At 39.8% G+C, this 18884-nt stretch carries 15 protein-coding genes and 5 tRNA genes; 1 reads left to right on the top strand and 19 read right to left on the bottom strand.

The genetic code is table 11. The features are described 5' to 3' along the window. Positions 1 to 11 precede the first annotated feature (11 nt). The 14 genes from BM377_RS13865 to BM377_RS13800 form a co-directional block, all read right to left on the bottom strand. Positions 12 to 1190 (bottom strand): hypothetical protein, encoded by a 1179-nt coding sequence (locus BM377_RS13865; RefSeq protein ID WP_092249790.1) that lies wholly within the window; start codon positions 1188 to 1190, stop codon positions 12 to 14. Positions 1191 to 1221: 31 nt separating this feature from the next. Continuing rightward, entirely contained in the window at positions 1222 to 2259 is a 1038-nt protein-coding gene (locus tag BM377_RS13860; protein ID WP_177223899.1) for a glycosyltransferase family 2 protein, read from the bottom strand. Between the two features lie 13 nt (positions 2260 to 2272). After that, positions 2273 to 4195: an HAD family hydrolase gene (locus BM377_RS13855; protein ID WP_092249784.1), complete on the bottom strand. Its 1923-nt coding sequence runs from the start codon at positions 4193 to 4195 to the stop codon at positions 2273 to 2275. Then, positions 4164 to 5438 (bottom strand): hypothetical protein, encoded by a 1275-nt coding sequence (locus tag BM377_RS13850; RefSeq protein WP_092249781.1) that lies wholly within the window; start codon positions 5436 to 5438, stop codon positions 4164 to 4166. The genes BM377_RS13855 and BM377_RS13850 overlap by 32 nt, the downstream gene beginning before the upstream one ends. Beyond that, complete coding sequence (locus tag BM377_RS13845; protein WP_177223898.1) at positions 5438 to 6364, bottom strand: glycosyltransferase family 2 protein; 927 nt, start codon at positions 6362 to 6364, stop codon at positions 5438 to 5440. The genes BM377_RS13850 and BM377_RS13845 overlap by 1 nt, the downstream gene beginning before the upstream one ends. 236 nt (positions 6365 to 6600) lie before the next feature. Next, positions 6601 to 7497 (bottom strand): glycosyltransferase family 2 protein, encoded by an 897-nt coding sequence (locus tag BM377_RS13840; RefSeq protein WP_092249774.1) that lies wholly within the window; start codon positions 7495 to 7497, stop codon positions 6601 to 6603. Positions 7498 to 7654: 157 nt separating this feature from the next. Next, complete coding sequence (locus BM377_RS13835; protein ID WP_092249771.1) at positions 7655 to 7894, bottom strand: hypothetical protein; 240 nt, start codon at positions 7892 to 7894, stop codon at positions 7655 to 7657. Positions 7895 to 7944: 50 nt separating this feature from the next. Then, positions 7945 to 8199 carry a hypothetical protein gene (locus BM377_RS13830; protein WP_092249768.1) on the bottom strand — a complete coding sequence of 85 codons (255 nt, stop codon included), beginning with the start codon at positions 8197 to 8199 and terminating at the stop codon, positions 7945 to 7947. A gap of 6 nt (positions 8200 to 8205) precedes the next feature. Beyond that, positions 8206 to 9513 carry an ATP-binding protein gene (locus BM377_RS13825; RefSeq protein WP_177223897.1) on the bottom strand — a complete coding sequence of 436 codons (1308 nt, stop codon included), beginning with the start codon at positions 9511 to 9513 and terminating at the stop codon, positions 8206 to 8208. Between the two features lie 140 nt (positions 9514 to 9653). After that, complete coding sequence (locus BM377_RS13820; protein WP_092249762.1) at positions 9654 to 11729, bottom strand: glycoside hydrolase family 36 protein; 2076 nt, start codon at positions 11727 to 11729, stop codon at positions 9654 to 9656. A 4-nt stretch (positions 11730 to 11733) separates the two neighbouring features. Next, positions 11734 to 12558 carry a carbohydrate ABC transporter permease gene (locus BM377_RS13815; protein ID WP_092249759.1) on the bottom strand — a complete coding sequence of 275 codons (825 nt, stop codon included), beginning with the start codon at positions 12556 to 12558 and terminating at the stop codon, positions 11734 to 11736. Between the two features lie 13 nt (positions 12559 to 12571). Further along, on the bottom strand, positions 12572 to 13471 hold the full coding sequence (locus BM377_RS13810) for a carbohydrate ABC transporter permease (RefSeq protein WP_242948184.1): 900 nt from the start codon (positions 13469 to 13471) through the stop codon (positions 12572 to 12574). 120 nt (positions 13472 to 13591) lie between these two features. Further along, positions 13592 to 14926, bottom strand: coding sequence for an ABC transporter substrate-binding protein (locus tag BM377_RS13805; protein WP_092249753.1), 1335 nt, complete (start codon positions 14924 to 14926; stop codon positions 13592 to 13594). Between the two features lie 105 nt (positions 14927 to 15031). Further along, positions 15032 to 17230 carry an alpha-galactosidase gene (locus BM377_RS13800; protein ID WP_092249750.1) on the bottom strand — a complete coding sequence of 733 codons (2199 nt, stop codon included), beginning with the start codon at positions 17228 to 17230 and terminating at the stop codon, positions 15032 to 15034. A gap of 189 nt (positions 17231 to 17419) precedes the next feature. On the opposite strand from BM377_RS13800, the gene BM377_RS13795 reads away from it, so the two are divergent. After that, a complete protein-coding gene (locus BM377_RS13795; protein WP_177223896.1) occupies positions 17420 to 18289 on the top strand; it encodes an AraC family transcriptional regulator in 870 nt (289 codons plus the stop codon). A 68-nt stretch (positions 18290 to 18357) separates the two neighbouring features. Here BM377_RS13795 and BM377_RS13790 read toward each other — a convergent pair. The 5 genes from BM377_RS13790 to BM377_RS13770 all read right to left on the bottom strand — a co-directional run bounded on the left by BM377_RS13790 (position 18358) and on the right by BM377_RS13770 (position 18867). Next, positions 18358 to 18443, bottom strand: a tRNA-Leu gene (locus BM377_RS13790). A 52-nt stretch (positions 18444 to 18495) separates the two neighbouring features. After that, positions 18496 to 18568, bottom strand: a tRNA-Val gene (locus BM377_RS13785). 30 nt (positions 18569 to 18598) lie between these two features. Further along, positions 18599 to 18672: transfer RNA gene (locus BM377_RS13780), tRNA-Ile, on the bottom strand. A gap of 13 nt (positions 18673 to 18685) precedes the next feature. Next, positions 18686 to 18757 (bottom strand) — tRNA-Glu (locus BM377_RS13775). Between the two features lie 37 nt (positions 18758 to 18794). After that, positions 18795 to 18867: transfer RNA gene (locus tag BM377_RS13770), tRNA-Asn, on the bottom strand. Positions 18868 to 18884 lie beyond the last annotated feature (17 nt).

The raw sequence follows: 18884 nt of genomic DNA, 5'->3' as shown, positions 1-18884 counted from the left end.
AATATGCCATATCACCAAGTAATTCTTATCTTTCGCAAAAGGCCACCTGCTTCCGTTTGGATCTGATGTCTATAAATAGGATAAGATAAAAGCAGTAAAAACAAATTCTGCGACATAGAATAAAAATTATTCTCCATAATTCCATAGATAGCATACAGACACAATATCTCAACAAGGACATACTGTTGCATCCTTTTGAGCATGATCATCGTACACACATATAACACCGTGAACATTATGAACACTATTGGTCCATACCTAAGCAAAATTGACATATAGGCATTATCAAGCCAAAAATGGTAGTGTTTTCCCACTCCCGGCCTGTTAACAATAAGTTGAACGTCCTGACCAAATAATTTGATCCCATAATACTTGAAAGTTCTATAACATTGCGAAAACCTTCTGGACATAATACGATCGAACTTATTGATCAACCCTATCTTTCTTATATCTTTTAAAGAAAATAGTAAACTGGATATATTAGATATTATTGCTGCAGCAATCAACAAATTAGACCATTTATCAAAGTTTCCGCCAAGTTTTCCCATAAGGGCATGGAAAATCATGATAACCGCCAAAATTGTAAGTGCGTAATAAGATGTTTTGGAATTAGCTACCCTATAGACAAAATATGCAGCTGCTATAGTTATTCCACAATCAATAAAATTAAATTTCTTTCGTCTTATATAGCATCTGCATACAACCAAAAGAAAAATACGTATTCCAAGCTGATTAGGATGCGTAAATCCCAGCGAATGCCTTAGTACTGACCCTCTGTATAAAGTATACTCATATATGACTCCGCTCATGAATAGATAAATAACCAGAAGTGTCATTACCAATTCTACGTAATAAGATATTTTAGTTACTATTTCAAAATCTATATATTTTGCAGCAACAATAAATATCCACGTAGAAATCATTCTATTGTTTCCGGAATTAAGAGTTGCAAAAACCATTGGTAAAGTAACCAAAGCGATCAATACCAATTCTTTTATTTGATATACCTGAAAAAAAATAATTTGTAGCAACAAAAGCGCTAACACTGCATATGCCATAACAGCATTCAAATCATCTTTTTTCCAAAAGATGATCTTTTCCAGAGTTGAGTTGAATAGCACTTCTGTACTAAACCACAATATCAGTATGAAATATATAAACTTTTGTCCAAACTGCTCCCTTTTTGTCATATCTCTTACTTAATCTCCCCGACATGAACGATCATCGGATCGCTCTCCCTACAAAATAATAAAAGTACAAAATGCACCACCACTTCATATGTGAAAAGAACGCCCCTACTTTTTGCGGTGTGTTGAGCTTATCATAGTTTATATAAGCAAAGTCATCACTTAAGTGCACAACTTCAGCTCTATTTCTTATTTCAGCTATTTTTTCACTAACCTTCTTGTCATTGGCAGCTACAACGCTTAGCCTTACCCATTCCAAAAAAAGCTTTATTGATTTTATATGATAGTCTTGTTCTAAGAAAGAATACTTTTTTATCTCAATATAATCTTTTAATGATTTCAATACTTGCTCAACCGTTACTCCAAAATCCGGTGAATATCTTGTACATGCAGAATCATCATTATATCTGTAACAATACACGCTTTTGGGAACATATGCTATTTTTGTCATCTCATCTATAACCTGAAGGTTAAAAAGCATATCCTGCATTCTTTTTATTCCATAAGGGAAATTTAGTCCTTTATTTGCAATACACTCCCTTAAATATAACTTTGCCCAAGGCACTCCTGAATTTGCGCTACGTCCGGGGCTCGAAAAAGAAGCATTATTGATACAATCTGACAGCAATTCTTTTTTTTCTTCATCATCAAAAAAGTGAATGTCATCATAAACATAAAAGCTATCAGTTTTTTCTTTTTCTTCAAATACACGGTAAAAATCAAATATGCCCAGATCAAATTTCAATTGTTCTGCACTATCTACCATGCCTTCAATAGCGTCATGTTTAAGATAATCATCAGAATCAACAAACAGCACCCATTTCCCATTAGCTTTACTGAGTCCGGCGTTCCTTGCATTTGAAACACCTTCGTGTTTTAAACGCAGTAACTGTATCCTACTGTCCTTTAGCTCCCATTTCTCGCATATCTCAATGCTTTTATCATCAGATCCGTCATCAGCAAGAATGATCTCAATAGTTTGGTAAGTCTGGCAAACCAAGCTTTCCAAACAATCATTCAAATACTTTTCTGAATTATATACAGGCACAATTACAGATACCAGTGTTTCCAACACGCACACTCCTTCAATGTCCTATTTGCTTTTGAATCCAATAATATGGCAAAGAAATCTTTAATGCTTTTTTCATAAAACCAATCTTCCATCTGGAATCTTTAAAATCCTGTATAAACGCTCTTGGTTGAATGAAAAGTTTACTTATTCTTCCTGATTTGATCAGATACTCTTTCTTAACATCATAAAAAAGAAATGAATCAAACATATCAATATCCGATCTGTCCGGATGATTTCCAACAAGGTTTAAGTCATAAAAGGCTTCAATAGTACTTATATTCATAAGCTCACTCAAATGCTCATTAGTGACATCTTGAACAAATGCAATGGCGCCTTCCTGGATCTTTGCAATCTTCTCTCCTTGTTCGATGGCCGTTTTATCTCCACTGAATTCATAGTCACACATAGTAAGCTTCACATCACCATCAGAACCTATATTGTACTTTTGTAGCGATCCTTCCTGAGACATGAAAATATTCTCAATTAAACCTGTGTAATATCTCCAATTTTCACATTCACGATCAGCATCAAGACAGGAATTGAAAAAGCCATATGCTTCTATTTCGCTTCTTGCACCGCGTTCCAATCCTACATAATATCCAAATGTATTGATATCTAAACCTTCAACTTCTGCTATTTTTTGTAATAGGTATTGCAGTGTACCTCTCCAACCTATATCTACAACAGCAACTTTGCCTAATAAGCCTTCCTGTTTGATATAATTTAACAGCGCAGTTCTCTCTTTTTTAGCAATAGCAATAACATCGGCTTTAACTTTATCATATATTTCTTTTGCAAGAACATTGCTCTTTAAATCATTTCTTGACCATATAGTGTTTTCATTAACTCCATAAGTATCAACAAGTTCCGAATAAGAATGAACATCTAAGCCCATATTAGAAAAAAACTCATCTACTGTTAGTTTTTTCTTTCTTGGGAGCACATCCACATACTCATCGTATTTAATGTCACCCGCCAAGAAGGGCAATCTTAGCGCTCTTCTGGAAGCATAAAAATATTTTATTTTTACTTCATTCGTATCGTTTATACATTCATACGCTTTTTTTAATATCAATCCATCTCGGGAGAAAAAGAAAATATCTTTTAATCCACTTTTTTTCACTTCACTCTTCAGCCATTTGGAAAATCCCAACAATAGTCTTCCATAAACCTCGTATCCAAAGCGATAGTATTCATCATCCTTCTCACTTAGATGGTTATTTACAAACGCTCTAATAAAACTATCATCAATGCTTATTCCTCTATCAATACTTTTAGGACTTTTTCTAAGGATAGTCTTTTGGCCTGTTATCAGTATGCTATCAATTCCATGTCTACGTGATTCGATATAATCGCTTTTTTTACTATCTCCTATATGTATTAGTTCCTTGCCTTTTATACCCAAATCACTAAGAACAAATTCATACATTTCACCGGTTCTTTTTCTTAGCTTAGTCTCACTAGAAACATACAATTTATCATATTTTTCATAACCATGCGAAACCAGTATAGATACCAATACATCACAAGAAAGATACATGTCGGTAACTATGATTATTTTTTTATTATTCTCAACACAATATTCATATACCTCTTTTACAGGCATATTAGCGCAACAAATACTCTTTTCTGTTTCTTCTTCAATATCTCTTATAATGCCTATCTGCTGCCGTGATAAACCATTGATCTCAATATTTTCATATATTTCATCTATGGCTATCTCACAGTTTCCATTTTTACTTCTAGCTTGCTTTTCTGCAGAAATTCTTTTATCACAGAAATTCCGAATAGCTATACCATAGTCTGCCTCAAACCTTCGCTGAACCAAAACAAATACATCTCTTGGACATGCGACATTTCTTTTTATCAATGTGTCAAACATGTCAAAAGATACATACTCATGCTCATCTATTGCTTCTCTTAGTTTGAGATCCATCAGTAATCACCTCTAGTTTGCCACTTATGACAATGCGCTCTTTATTTCTTGGCATTGCATCAAAAGTAAGTAATCCATTTTTTCTCTCATATCTGGGATGGGTATCGCAACGCTTATCTCCGAACATTCTTGGATCACTAAATACTTTTACAAGTTCTTTCTTAGAATCATCTTCTATTCCTTCAATGCGGATTCGTTGGCATCCATCTTTCTGAGGATAAGTGTCGGTAATGATTTCTTTATCCGAATAGTAAGAAGGATGGCCATCACATACCATATTCTTATTTGTAAGTTTTCTCTTTGTCCTATTATCTACATCGAAAATATAATATTCACCCTCTATTGAAGTTATGATAAGTTCACTGTTCGAAATCCAACAATAATGAGAAGCTATTATTTCTCTTTCCAAAATCACTAATGCATTCTCTTTCAGATCATATATGCACAAGCAATTTTTCCACGGAAGATAACTTTTCTCTGTCCATAAAAAGAAAAACATAAACTTATCGCTTTCGGGACTAATGGAGATATGGTTAATGTACCCTTGGTAAGAAGCATCTGCACAAACCTTTTCCGAAAGCTCTTCGAGAGTTAAAAGAACTCTTGATTCCGTTGTATTAAGATTAACGTATGTAATGCCTTCTGTTCCGGGATAATTCTGATCCGTTGTTTTATCAGGTTCATTGGAATATCCATATCCCGGTCTAAGCCTTTGTAACCTTGAAAAATTCAAGCTAAGACCAAATTCTTCATTTGGAGCAATATCATAAAAAGGAAATTGAAATCTTTTGATCATTCTTTTGGTGTCAACATCCCACATCTCACAGTAATATTGGGACTCATGGTAGTTATTGAAATATATAGCATTGGGGGTTTTATTACTCCACCTTAATCTGGCACCTTGTTGCCATGACCATGCTGCACTTTCTGTTATCTTGTCAAACTCTCCGGATTTTCTATCTACACAAAAAATCTCTACAGGTGTCTCTCCCGCAACTGCGTCCTTATCCAAAACGTGAAGCAATAACTTATCCAAAGACTTACTAACCTGCTGTATGTCATAGTATCCAAAAAACACGTGTTTTCCCGGAATAGAATAAATATCATGATCAAATGCACACTCTATTTTTCCGTAATTTCCGCTTAGTACTCCGCGAAAAAACTTGCAATATTGCAGTATGCATTTCAAATAATGAGTTGTACGTTCACCCAATAATCTTTTTAACTGAATCTTTATATTCATTATGTATTCTGCTCCGGCCAGATTCTCTCCATGAATCCTATTTCCATAAGTGATTCTGAACTGTCATATTTCTTCGAATCCTGATAATAAAAAGTAATACCATCCTCTTTTTTTAAATAACACTTATATTCCAAACTTCCGCCATAATAATTGCCGTTAGCTGCATTCTCTTTATATTTTTCCTTGTCACCTGCCATAAACTTATAATGTCTTAAGACAGATATCATCGGACATCCAAAGTTCTTGGCAAAAGGAACCGGCGTGTGATCGCCCCAAACATCTTCATATTCTGCATAGATAAGTGGATATTTTGTGAGCGGATTATCATATCCTTTCCCATAATTGAATACTCGTGGCCTCGCGCCACCTCTTACCATCTCACCTCTGCAATCCCTGGCTTCATAATATGTGTCACTATCAAAATAAACATACTCCTTGTCAAACTCCGAGATATCACAGTTATTGATATAGGCTTCATGATCCGAGTACATATCAAGAAGCATACTTTTAATTCTTTTATATCCTTTGTCTTTTGAATACTTTGCCAGTTCATTTATTGAGTGCTTCTCACAACCAACATAAGTAAACAACTCATCCGAATCAACAATAAGATACCATCTGTTGTATCCGTATATATCTTGAATTTTCCTTACCCACGCAGCTTTTCTTCCCGCATGATAAGTTTCACTGATCTGATATAGATCAACTTCCTGATCAAGAAGCCATTCTTTTGTACCGTCATCAGACATATTGTCAACAAATATCATGTACTTGATCCCTATGTCCTTATGGTGTTGGTATAACTTCTTTATCCTTCCAATGTCATTACGAACACAACATATCAATATCACTTCATCATCCGGAATATCATTGTTGTATGTCTTTTTCAAAATGACAGGGCCCGACTCTTCAAAATAACTGTCCAAATATTTGTCAGCTCCTGCAAAATTAAAAAAGTAGCAATACTGCTTTAAGCTCTTAAAAAATCTTTTATTAGATTCACTATTATCAGCTAGTGTACATTTCTTATATTTTCTAACCCTCCCCAACAAGTGGGATACATTCTTATAATCACTCAAAAGATGTTTAAGAGCTATAGGTAACGTCGTTACGGCGGGATGAAGTTTATTAGCTAAATTTCTTGTCAGACTCATTTCTACCTTTATTCCACATATTGAATATTTGGGCAATACTTTAGTCCTTCCATAAAGCCTTTGACTAATATTTTGATTTTTTTGGTCTTATTTTCAGATTTTATGATGATATTGGCTGCTGTATATAAATCTTTTAATACAAGATACAACCATCCCTTAATCCCATACTGTCTGTAACAGTGGACATCGTTTCGATATATGTATTTGTATCTTTCAATTCTGTCTGAACTATCAGTTGCGAAATTAACTCTGGTATGATTCTCCATAGCATGGATCACATGGCTCCCGGAAACCATATAGCAAGGATGTTTACGAGAAATTCTTCCGGTAAATTCATAATCATCCGTCCAGATAAAATAATCCCCTATCGGTAATCCCAGTTCTTTTACGACACTACTTTTCACAAGCAAAGAAACAAAAGAGCACATCTTGATCTCAGATATATTTCTTAAATACTCTTTTTTACCTATGTGTCTGAAAATCCCTTTCTTCTGGATATTCATTCTGCATATGGTTTGATCCGTCCAATATGCAACACTGGATAGAAATCCCCAATTTCCATCAAGCTCTTCGTCTGCTTTTAGCAATTCTTGTAATGCGTTTTTTTCGGGCCATGTATCGTCATCCATGATCCACACATACTCATAGCCTTTTTTTACAGCTTCACATACTCCAAATTCAAATCCACCGGCACCTCCAAGATTCTTTCCGGTATTAAAATAATGAATTCCATTTTGGCCTTTGTACTCGGACAAAATGAAATCACCGGTGCCGTCACTACTATCGTTGTCTACGATCACAACATCACAATTGATCAATTCTTGGTTGAGGATGCATTCAACGCATTTCTTTAATTTTTCCAAACGGTTGTATGTAACCACAACCGCACATACTTTTTTATCCATATTTTTAATTCTGTTGATCAAGCCTGAAGGTACAATAATACAGATTAATTATAATCTACATATTGATATTTGTCATTGAACAATCCCTATATTTGGTATAGAAAAAGGGCGTAGATTTTGTGTTGATCTACGCCCTTATATAGGCTGGCTGTATCGTTCACGCTCTCCGTATATACCGGCTGTATCCGTAAAAAACAAGCTGCTTCTCATTAGAGCCAAATATCGGTTCCAATGACTTTCTCATCCACTCTCTTGCGGCGGATTCGTTCACTTCGCCGCTTTCTACTATGGCATTTACATTGGACTGGATCATCATGAAATCGACAAATGCATTCGGGCTGAATGCGTACTCCATCTCGTAATCCGTCTGCTTTTCTATGAAAAAGCCTGGGATCATTTCCGCTTCGCCCCACTTGTTCTCTTTTCACGGTGGTTTGGGAAAACGCTTCAAATACTCTTCGTTGTACCACTTATTGTAGGCAGGGTTTCCCACCATCTTATCCGTGATGCCGAAATCGTAGATAACAACGAGGCCATCGTCGAAAGTCCCGCTCCACAGCCCACATCCAGGCCGTTCTTAAATCTATGATCATCCGCTAAACCAAGATCTTTCCAGAGCATATCCATGACGCTCTTGTGAAGCCAAGGTCTCTTGGCGTAGCCTTCTGCTATTCTTCTTGAATCGAATGCCTTGTTGTCCATTGTTTCTCACTTTATAAACCTAAGTAGAAAATCTGTTATTCCTATAATCGTGAAGCCGCGTTCATCGCGGGTCTCTTTTATCGGTTTGTTGACCACTATAACTTTCTGAATCTGGTCATTAAGCAGGATGTACGGTCTTATCTCTCTTTCCTTGGTCGTTTCGTTGGAAATGTCCGCAGTTACTTGGATGTAATATGAGCGAACCCCCTTGGTTGCATAGAAATCCACTTCATTATTCTTTCTGACGGATTTACCTGCTTTGTTCTTTTCAATCGTGTCAAAAGATCCGACATTTACCGAATATCCGTTGTAGCACAGTTCATTGTAAACTATATTTTCCAGCATTTGACCTTCATCGGGAAATGCAAAATTGAGTCTTGCATTTCTAAGCCCTGTGTCAGCAAAATAGTATTTCCTTAATGCGCCAATCTCTTTTCTGCCCTTGATATCGTATCTTCGAGCCTCTCTAAGAATAAACGCATCCTTAAAGCAACTGATATAGTTCTCGACTGTTGCCTTATTTATCTTAGATTTCCTAATACTCATAAATGTATTTGCTATCTTTTCGGAATTAAGCAGTTCACCTGTCGCAGAACTTATAATATCACAGAGCTCTTCGAGTTCCTCGCCTCGTTTTAATTTATTTCGCTCAAGAATATCCCTAAAATATGTTGTTTCAAATAGTCCTTTTAGGTATTCTTTTTTATCTTCATCCTTTTTCAGAACAGACAGCGGCATACCGCCATATTGCATATACGCATACAGAGCCTCAGTTTCATAGCCCCCAACATAGCCATAAAACTCCTCAAATGAAAGTGGGGCCAGATTGATGTTTGTCGCTTTATCCCTAAACTCAGTCACTATATCCGATGACAACATCTTAGAATTGGATCCTGTCACATACAGATCAATATTTTTCTCACGTGATAATCCTAGAATCACATCTACAAATGACACTGTATCCACGTCACTCTTATTGGCTGGAACATGCTTACCATCTGTAAGATTAGGATTTTTTATCGTGTATACCTTTTGAATCTCATCTATAAAAACATAATGCATTTCTGCATCTGCACATATTCCACGAATATATTCTCCAAGCTTTATCGGATCTCTGTATTCTATATTTCTGTCATCATCGAGTTCCATAACATGAATACAAGAATAATCAACGCCCTCATCAAGTAAATAGCCTTTATATATCTCTTTTAGCAAAAAGGACTTCCCGCATCTTCTTATTCCGGTAATAACCTTAGGAAAACCATTTTCTCTTGATTCTATTAATTGATTTAAATATTTGTCTCGTTTTATCATTTCCGTTCTCCAAAAGTGTAGAATTCTACAGTTTTTCTTATTAGATTCTACCATAATCCTTGTTTTTAATCAACAAAAGTGTAGAATTCTACAGTTTTGTCGAACAGAATATCCAAATATCATGTTTTCATAAGATCCGGTCAATCAAGAAGCACCGCGACGGCATCAAAAGAATCACCGGCCTCAAATTCCAGCATGAGCTTTGATGCGGCGATAGTTATCTTATGGTCGCCGGTCTCGTATTTATCCGCGATCTCATATTCGTTTTCAAGAGGAAGCTCAATCTTTTGCAATCCCTCGTGTTTAAATGAGTGCACGATGACAAGCGCCTTTCCGTTTTGTCCGTAGCGCACGCTCGCCTGATAATCCTTTAAATCCCTGTTAGAATTCTGGAACGGTCCGAATCTGTGCGTGAATCCGTCAGCGATAATGGGAGAAGCCTTTTTGTAGAAATCAACTCCGCGTAGCGCAAGCTCCCACTGTTCCTTATCAAGGTCAAAAACATCTCCCGAAATGCACAGTACACCGTACATTCCCGCGCACACGGAATACGCTATCCTTTTAAGCTCATCGTCCTTTCTAAGAACCGCCCATATCTGGCTCTTTTGCGCAAGTACTAGCTTCTGAAGATCCGCAGCTATTACCGGAATCTCTTTTTCTTCATGCGCATCGGAAAAAGACAGATAATCCGCCGTTTCCATAAATGCGGGCACAAGCCTGTGACCGCCTGAAGAGCAGACTTCTATCGCGATATCGGGCACACTTTCTCTTATCTTTTTATAAAAATCCAAAGTCGCAAGAGCGCATGCTCTAAGGCCCTCGCCATAGCTCTCCGCGCCGTCACATCCGATTCCGATCGTATCGTTGTAATCTATCTTGATGTATTTAAAGTTGTTGTCATTAAGGAAATCAATGACCTTGCCGGTAAGATATGAAGTAACCCATGAGCTTCTCATATCCCAGAATCTGCGCGTCCCGGACACGATAACCTTTCCGTCTCTTGTAAGAAGATGTGCGCTGTCATCCGCCATATCGGAATCCTTGCCCACAACCTCAAGCTCAAACCATATGCCCGCCTTCATACCGGCAGACGTTATCATGTCGACAGCTCTTTTTATTCCATTGGGAAAAAGATCCTTCGCAACATTCCAGTCTCCCATGTTATCCTGCCAGCCTTTTACGGAATCGGCGTACCAGCCCGCATCTATAAGAAAGTATTCGAAATCTTTGCCCTTTATCACATCCAAAAGCTTTCCGATAACTTCCTCACTAGGCTCTCCCCATGTGGTGCAATACTCGTTAAATATTGCCGGAAGCTCATAAACTCTCTGCCCCGGAAGAAGCTTATTTCTCTGAATATCTAAAAGCCTGTCGCATGCGGAATCAAAGTCGCTCCTTGCCGCAGTCACGTATGCTTCGGGCGATACAAAGCTCTCACCCGCTCTCAATGTCTTTCTCCAGTGTCCGAATTCAAAGTCCGCAAGTCCCGCGCTTATGCTAAGCCCCTTATCTATCCTGACAGCTTCTATCTGCCACGACGCCGGCGTAGCAAGAGACAGCGCCCATATAACCCCCGACTTCTTATCTTCAACCGCTGCAAACGGGAAGTATCCGCGCACGGGCATCGATCCGATCGCACCGAATTTCTCGCATCTTACTCCGAAATTCGCCCAGGAAGGTTCCAGCAAAAGATCTTCGACAGTCCTCTCTTCATGCCTTCCCTCTTCACTCCAGCGACTTCTGAATCTGTGAAGTGTCAGCCGCTCTCGCCCCTCATCTTCCGTGTATGGCGTAAGCGCGCTTATATTCACAGAAGAAAGAGCTTCTATCGTGATCTCTTTTTCCGAATTATTTATAACTTCCGTAAAAACGCGTACACTACGACAGGCATGCGGTGCGATCACCACATGCCTTGCCTTAATCCCATAACTGTTTTCAATTATCGTTTCAATTGTTTTTCCTTCACTCGTCTCTTTTACATCCTGAGATACGAACTTCATCGACATTGTAAGGGCGCTGTTATGCCTTGTTTCTCCCGCCGCAAAACCAATCGATGTCGCATCGCCCGTACAGGAAATCTGCACAAGCGGATCAGGTTTTATCTTGTACAAAAAGAGCTCGTCTCCGACCGCGGGTACTACCGTAAACGAAACCTGCCCGGAATCGTCGATCATATAGATCGCATCCATATCATTAAGTGGTTTTCTTGTTATCATCTTTTTAAAGCTTTCCGCCCGATGTGGCGATTCCCTCAATAAACTGTTTCTGGAAGAAAATGTAAATTACGATCATCGGAACGCAGGAAATAAGCGCCGCCATCATAAGCTCCGGATATTTCTGCGAATACTGACCGTTCATCTTGGCAAGCGCGCTTGCAAGCGTTGTCGCCCTGTTATCGGGACAAACGATCATTGACCACATAAGATCCTTATACGCAAACACCGCCGTGAATATACCAAGCGCAACCATCGCAGACTTGGTAAGCGGAGCCATTATGTAAAAGAATGTCCTTGGAATATTACAACCGTCGAGTCTCGCCGCTTCTTCAAGGTCTCTTGGAAGCTGCATATATGCCTGGCGCAAAAGAAATGTTCCGAACGCGGACACGATACCCGGAAATACAAGTCCCCAGATAGTATTTGTAAGATGAAGCTTACTTACCATAACGTACTGCGGAATTATAAATATCTGCACAGGGATCATCATCTGGAAAAGAACCAGCGCAAACATAATGTTTTTTCCCTTAAAATTCAGCCTTGCAAACGCATATCCGCTGAGGGTTGCCGTCAAAACCGCACAGAGAATTCTAAGTGCCATCATTCCAAGCGTATTGGCATAGAGTCTCACAAAGTCCATTGCCTTTATTACGTTTCCGAAGTTCTGTGTCTGCCACACGCTCGGCACAATAACGAAAGGATCAAGCTGCATCGTCTCCGCGGTTGTCTTAAACGCAGTTAAGAACATCCACAAAAACGGCACAAGCATCGTAAACGAGACGGCTATAAGTATGAAATACATAACTATCGTAGATATTTTCTTTTTCATGGTCGTCTCCTCCTTAATCGTAATGAACCCATTTCTTTTGTCCGATCAGCTGAACGACCGTAAATACCATGATCACAGCAAGGAGAACCACTACAACAGTTGCTCCGTAGCCGTTTTTACTCTTTTCAAAAGAGTATTTGTAGAACAGGAACACAAGTGACTGCGTCTTTTTCCAAGCGGGATTGTTGAGATCGATGAGCATGTAGATAAGGTCAAATACCTGCATCGCCGCAATTATTCTTGTTACCAGGACAAAAAATATTGTGGGAGAGATAAGCGGTATTGTGATGTTTATAAGCTGCTGCCATCCGTTTGCTCCATCGAGTGATGCTGCCTCGTAATAGTCTCTCGGCACTTCCTGAAGGCCTGCCAAAAACAGGACCATGTTGTAACCGATAACAGACCATATACCTATCACAGCTATTGAATAGATCGCAATATTGGGATCCGAGATCCAATTAACCTTTATATGAAACGTGTTGTTTATCAGTCCGAAATTCGAGTTGTACAACCACTTCCATACCATCGCGATAGCGGCGGGCGCCACAACCATAGGAAGGAAAAAGATTGTTCTGAAAACGTCACGTCCTTTTATCTTTTTATTAAGCATGACGGCAAGTAAGAGTGCGATAACGATAGAAAAAGGAACTTCAACTACCGCATACTTAAGTGTATTCAATAAAGCCTGCCATACTTCGGTATCTCCAAATACTTTTTTATAATTATCAAGACCTACAAATACATTGCCTTTTCCGAAATCTCCGGTCTTATAAAAGCTCTGTCTGATCGTATCTATCATGGGATAGATGTTTAACACGATAAGTCCGAGCATCGTAGGTAGGATGAAGAGCCATCCCCAAATAAATTCACTTTTTTGTCTTGAAGAGATTTTTTTCTTTTCCCGAGTTTTCACAAGATTCTCCTCTCGATCCGAATTCAAAATATTTGAAAGATGCACCCGGGGCTATCCCGAGTGCACCCTTCTTTTTTGGTACTTATTTTAGATATTTCTTTTAACTAATGATATCATGTATTACTCTTCAGCAAGAGCAGCATTCATCTCTGCTGCGATATCCTTGCAGACTTCATCTACAGGCTTTTCACCTGTCCATGCATCCTGAAGCTTTTCGATCATCATATCTTCCCAAACTGTGGTATCTCTTGAATAAGGTCTGAATACGAGCTTGGAATCAAGCATCTTCATATGTCCGTTAAGATCAAATGCCTTCACACTGTTAACCCATGCATCTGATGTTCCGATGTAAGCTGACATTGTTACACCAAGCTCAGCCTGCTTAAGCTGCGCTTCTTTTGATCCGAGGTACTCGATAAGTGACCATGCTGCGTCGATGTTCTTGCCGTTTGCAGCTGCTGCCCATCCAAGTCCGTTGTAGATAGAAACTCTGTCTTCGGGTGACTTTGTGTAAGGAAGAACCGCAACGTCGCAATTTGCTGCTGCATACTCGTTATCACGGTAACCTGCAAGCATCCAAGAACCGTTGATGGACATAGCTGTCTTACCTGTGCAAAGAAGCTCGTTGGGAGCTGTCTCGGATACAGTTGCAAGATCGGGGCATGAACCCTCGGCGATCATATCGGTAAAGAGCTTAACTGCCTTGATGCTGTTGGGATCGTCCATTCCGGATGTCTTCTTATCATCGCTGATAACGTAACCGCCCATTGAATAGATGGTGTTGTAATATCCTTCCTGGTTATTGCCGGGAGCGATAGCATATCCCCAGTGGTCATCGTTTGTAAGCTTCTTTGCTGCTGCAGCGAAGTCATCCCATGTCCATGTGTCATCGGGATAAGCCACGCCCATCTCATCAAAGATAGTCTTGTTGTACCACAGAGCGATTGTATCGATATCCTTAGGTACTGCATACTGCTTGCCGTTTGACTGATAGAGATTAACGATTCCTTCGTAGTAATTCTTCATATCAATCTTGTCACTGGCTGCGATCTTGTCAGTAAGATCAAGCAAAAGATCGTTCTCCATGTACTTCTGAGCAACATTAGAATGCATCCAGAACACATCGGGAAGTTCTCCGCCTGTAGCTCCTGCTTCGAGAAGTGTCCAGTAGTTATTCCAGTCAACTACCTGAATGGTAGCCTTGACACCTGACTGTGCACTCCACTCATCAATAATCTTCTGAAGGCCTTCTCTTTGGCCTTCGTCCCAGATAGTTACGGAAAGTTCGCCTTCAACACTGTTTCCGATTGACTGCGGTGCATCCGCTTCCGGTGCTGCAACTTCCTGCGCTGCTTCCGGTGCCGCTTCCTGACCGGGAGCAGACTGAGAGCCGCATCCGATCATCGATAATACAGTAACAGCACTAAGTAAAATGGCAATTACCTTCTTTTTCATGAATCTTCCTCCTTTTTCATACCTTCTCTTTACTGTTTTTTAACCCTGAACCGAATACAATTTCATGAAAAAAATATACTTTTTAGATGTCACTATGTTGTGTAATTATTTAGCTTCGATAACTTCCACATATGAGACAAAGTCCTGTCCCGTAGTAAGGAAGTTTGAATTGAGCTTATTTAAAGTAACTCCCATGTTCATAAGCTCATCGCCGTAATATTCCTCTCCTCTGAGCACATATACAAGATCCTTCTCAAGGCCCGCAAGCTTAAGGAATCCCGGCAATTGATTTACATTTGCCCTCATGCAATAAAATCCAAGTATTGCTTTCTTTTTATCCTTCGAAACAACCATCCACGCCGCCTGATCTTTTTCAAACGGAGATCTCAATCTGTAAAAAGTACCGAATTGCAAAAGCTCTCTGTTTTCCTTCATAAAGCTTATCTGCTTCTTGACTGTCTCAAATTCATCATCGGTGATGTGATTAAGATCAAGCTCGTAGCCGAAGGTTCCGAAATATGCCACGTTTGCACGTGTATCTATCGATGCGCTGCGCCCCGTCTGCTGGTTCGGAACTGCCGATACATGCGCTCCTATCGAAGAAATCGGATATCCAAAAGAACTACCGTACTGTATCCTTATTCTGTCGATGGCGTCGGTGTTATCGGAGCACCAAGCCTGAGGCGCATAATAAAGCATGCCCGCATCAAATCTGTTTCCGCCCGATGAACATGATTCAAATAAAATCTCAGGGAAATCGTTTCTAAGCCTCTCATATAAACTATAAACGCCCATTATGTATTTGTGGTATACCATTCCCTGCTCATCGGCGGGTAAATCCGCATTGTAGACCTCTGTCAGAGATCTGTTCATATCCCATTTAATATAACTTATAGGTCCGCTGCCCATGACCTTCTTAAGCATGCCATATATATAATCGACAACCTCTTCCTTGGAATAATCAAGCACATATTGATGTCTTCCGAGCGATGATTTCCTTCCGGGTGTTGCAAGCACCCATTCGGGATGTCTTCTGTAAAGATTACTGTCGGGATTGACCATCTCAGGCTCGATCCAGAAGCCGAACTTCATTCCCAGTGCACTTATCTTATTTGCAAGCCCCGCCATTCCCTGAGGAAGCTTCTTGGGATTTTCAATCCAGTCTCCAAGTCCCGCATAGTCATCATTTCTTTCGCCGAACCATCCGTCATCAAGAACAAACATCTCGACTCCGGCCTCACTTGCCTTCTCAGCGATCTCGAGAATTCTCTTTTCATCAAAATCCATGAAGGTCGCTTCCCAGTTGTTGATAAGTATCGGTCTGGGCGTATTCTTCCATTTGCCTCTCACAAGATTATTGTTATAAAGCTCGTGGTAAGTTTGGCTCAGATCATTAAGTCCTTTGTTCGTCCTCGCTATAACAACCTCGGGAGTTTCAAATTCCTCGCCTTCTTTTAATACCCAAGTAAATCTGTCGGGATTGATACCCATAAGTAGTCTCAAGCGTCCGAATGTATTGCCTTCTGCCTTCGCAAGGAAGTTTCCGCTGTATACAAATGACATTCCGATCGCTTCACCTTCGAAATCATCTGTATTAGGTCTTTTTATGATAACGAAAGGATTCTGATTGGCGCTTGATACGCCGCGCTTACTTTCTATCGATATCGATCCTTCCGAGATTTTCTTGGTAACAGGGATTCTTTCTCTCGCCCATGCCCCCGAAAACTGCATCCATTCATAGTCCTGATCCGGAAGATCTATACAAGCACTGAGTGCTCTCGTTATTTTTTTTACGTCCGATCCGATGTTCTTAAACACTGCATGCCTTGCTATCACCGGATAATTCTCAAATATTGTGTATGAAAGAGTCATCGCCATCTTGGCAACTTCATCCTCAAGATATACCTCAAGGGTCATAGCCTCGTCCTGCCCTGTGTATGTTGCGGGAAGGCCCTTAAGCGGTGTCTTTCCTTTTATTATCTTATGATCTTTATAGACAAAAGAGCTGACTCTCGATCCGTTCTCCTGCTCGATCTCGAAAGCCTGTGTTCCGAAATCCGTAAGCCCGAAAGAAGGATATTCCTGACGGTTAAGTTCCATGGAATAGGACTCGGTGTCCGGATCCATCGCTACATTTGCAAGTCCGAAACGGTTTACAACGTATGACATATCCTCCTTATCATGTATGCGATTTCCGAAGTATATGCTTCCCAGATCTCCTAAAGGAGTAACTCCCATGATGTAGCTGATCTTGTCGTTATACAAATGATATTGTCGTGATTTGTTATGCCATATTATGTCCATTCGTAAAACCTTTCCTTAAGCATTAAGTGTTAACGTTTAAATCTATCAATTATAATCGGTTCAGGGTGACTTAAGTATATCTGATGAGATTTCTTTTCAAAATGGCATTCTTTGATTTTGGGATGTCAAAATGTGACTTGCTTTTTGGAAAATGATATTATATATATTACTAAAAGAGGAGGAATGCTTATGGCGGGCAGACTTGACGGATGTGATTTTTGTAAGTTCGTAAACTACGAGGATTCTGACGATTTCTACATGTACGAAGTAGGTAGAAACAAGTGCGATCCTCTCTATTCTTATGAGCATTTTGTAAGAAACAGGATCATTCTGCACTTTATCATAAAGGGAAAAGGGATACTCAGGGTAAACGATTGTCAGTACGATATTCATGAGCATCAGATATTTCTTATTCCGGACAACACCAGGTCTTTTTACCAAGCAGACAAAGACGATCCTTGGGAATATATCTGGATCCATATCGGCGGCCCCAAGATTCCTCAGATATTAAAAGCAGCGGGACTGACTCCCGATAATCCGGTATATACGCCTCTTGATCACTCCAAGCAAATCGAAGACCTCGCCATGGACATTTTAAAGCACTATAAAAGGCAGTATTACTGCGTAGGAAATCTTTATAAAATATGCGATTACATGATCGAGAACTCCTCTGCCAAGCAGGAAAAAGAAAAGAACAATACCCTTTTGTATGTAAAAAATGTTATAAATTATATCCAGCTCAAGTACTCAGAGCCAATTAAGATTGACACCATCGCCATGTCCCTCGGACTTAACAGAAGTTATCTCACTCGCCTTTTTAAAGAAGCTACAGGTTACTCTCTTCAAGAGTATCTCCTTACCTACAGAATGAAGATGGCTGTCAAATTCCTTGAAGACGCCACTATCAATATCAATGAGATCGCTATGAGAGTCGGATACGGTGATACATTCACCTTCTCCAAAGCTTTTAAAAGACACTTCGGAAGCGCCCCCACAGATTATCGTAAGACACTGCTAAAAGACAGCATTGCTTCGCTGACGAAGCTGAAGGAAACGTAAACTACATTGCTTAGCTACGAAGCTGATAAATAAAAAAAAGAGAAGCAAATAACGCTTCTCTTTTTTACTGCCGGCGACCGGGATCGAACCGGTACGGGTATTACTACCCACGGGATTTTAAGTCCCGGGCGTCTGCCAGTTCCGCCACGCCGGCATCTTTTATCATGATGATAAAAAATACGCGATATGCGCTAACATATCGCGGATGGGGCCTACAGGGCTCGAACCTGTGACCCTCTGCTTGTAAGGCAGATGCTCTCCCAGCTGAGCTAAGACCCCTTAAAATTAAACTGGGTAATTAAACAAAAATGGAGCTTCAGGGACTTGAACCCGGGACCGACCGGTTATGAGCCGGTTGCTCTAACCAACTGAGCTAAAGCTCCTGAAAACTAAAAGTGACTCCGACGAGAATCGAACTCGTGTTACCGCCGTGAAAGGGCGATGTCTTGACCGCTTGACCACGGAGCCTTATTCTTAGACCGCAGTTACAGTCTTCACTTTTTAGCTCCCCCTGTCGGACTCGAACCAACGACACTTCGGTTAACAGCCGAATGCTCTACCGACTGAGCTAAGGAGGATTATTTCCTTTATTGTA

Origin of the sequence: Butyrivibrio sp. INlla21, from assembly GCF_900116875.1 — a bacterium.
GTDB lineage: Bacteria > Bacillota > Clostridia > Lachnospirales > Lachnospiraceae > Butyrivibrio.
The sequence above is the reverse complement of the archived record's forward strand: the minus strand, read 5'-3'. Positions and strand labels throughout refer to the sequence as shown.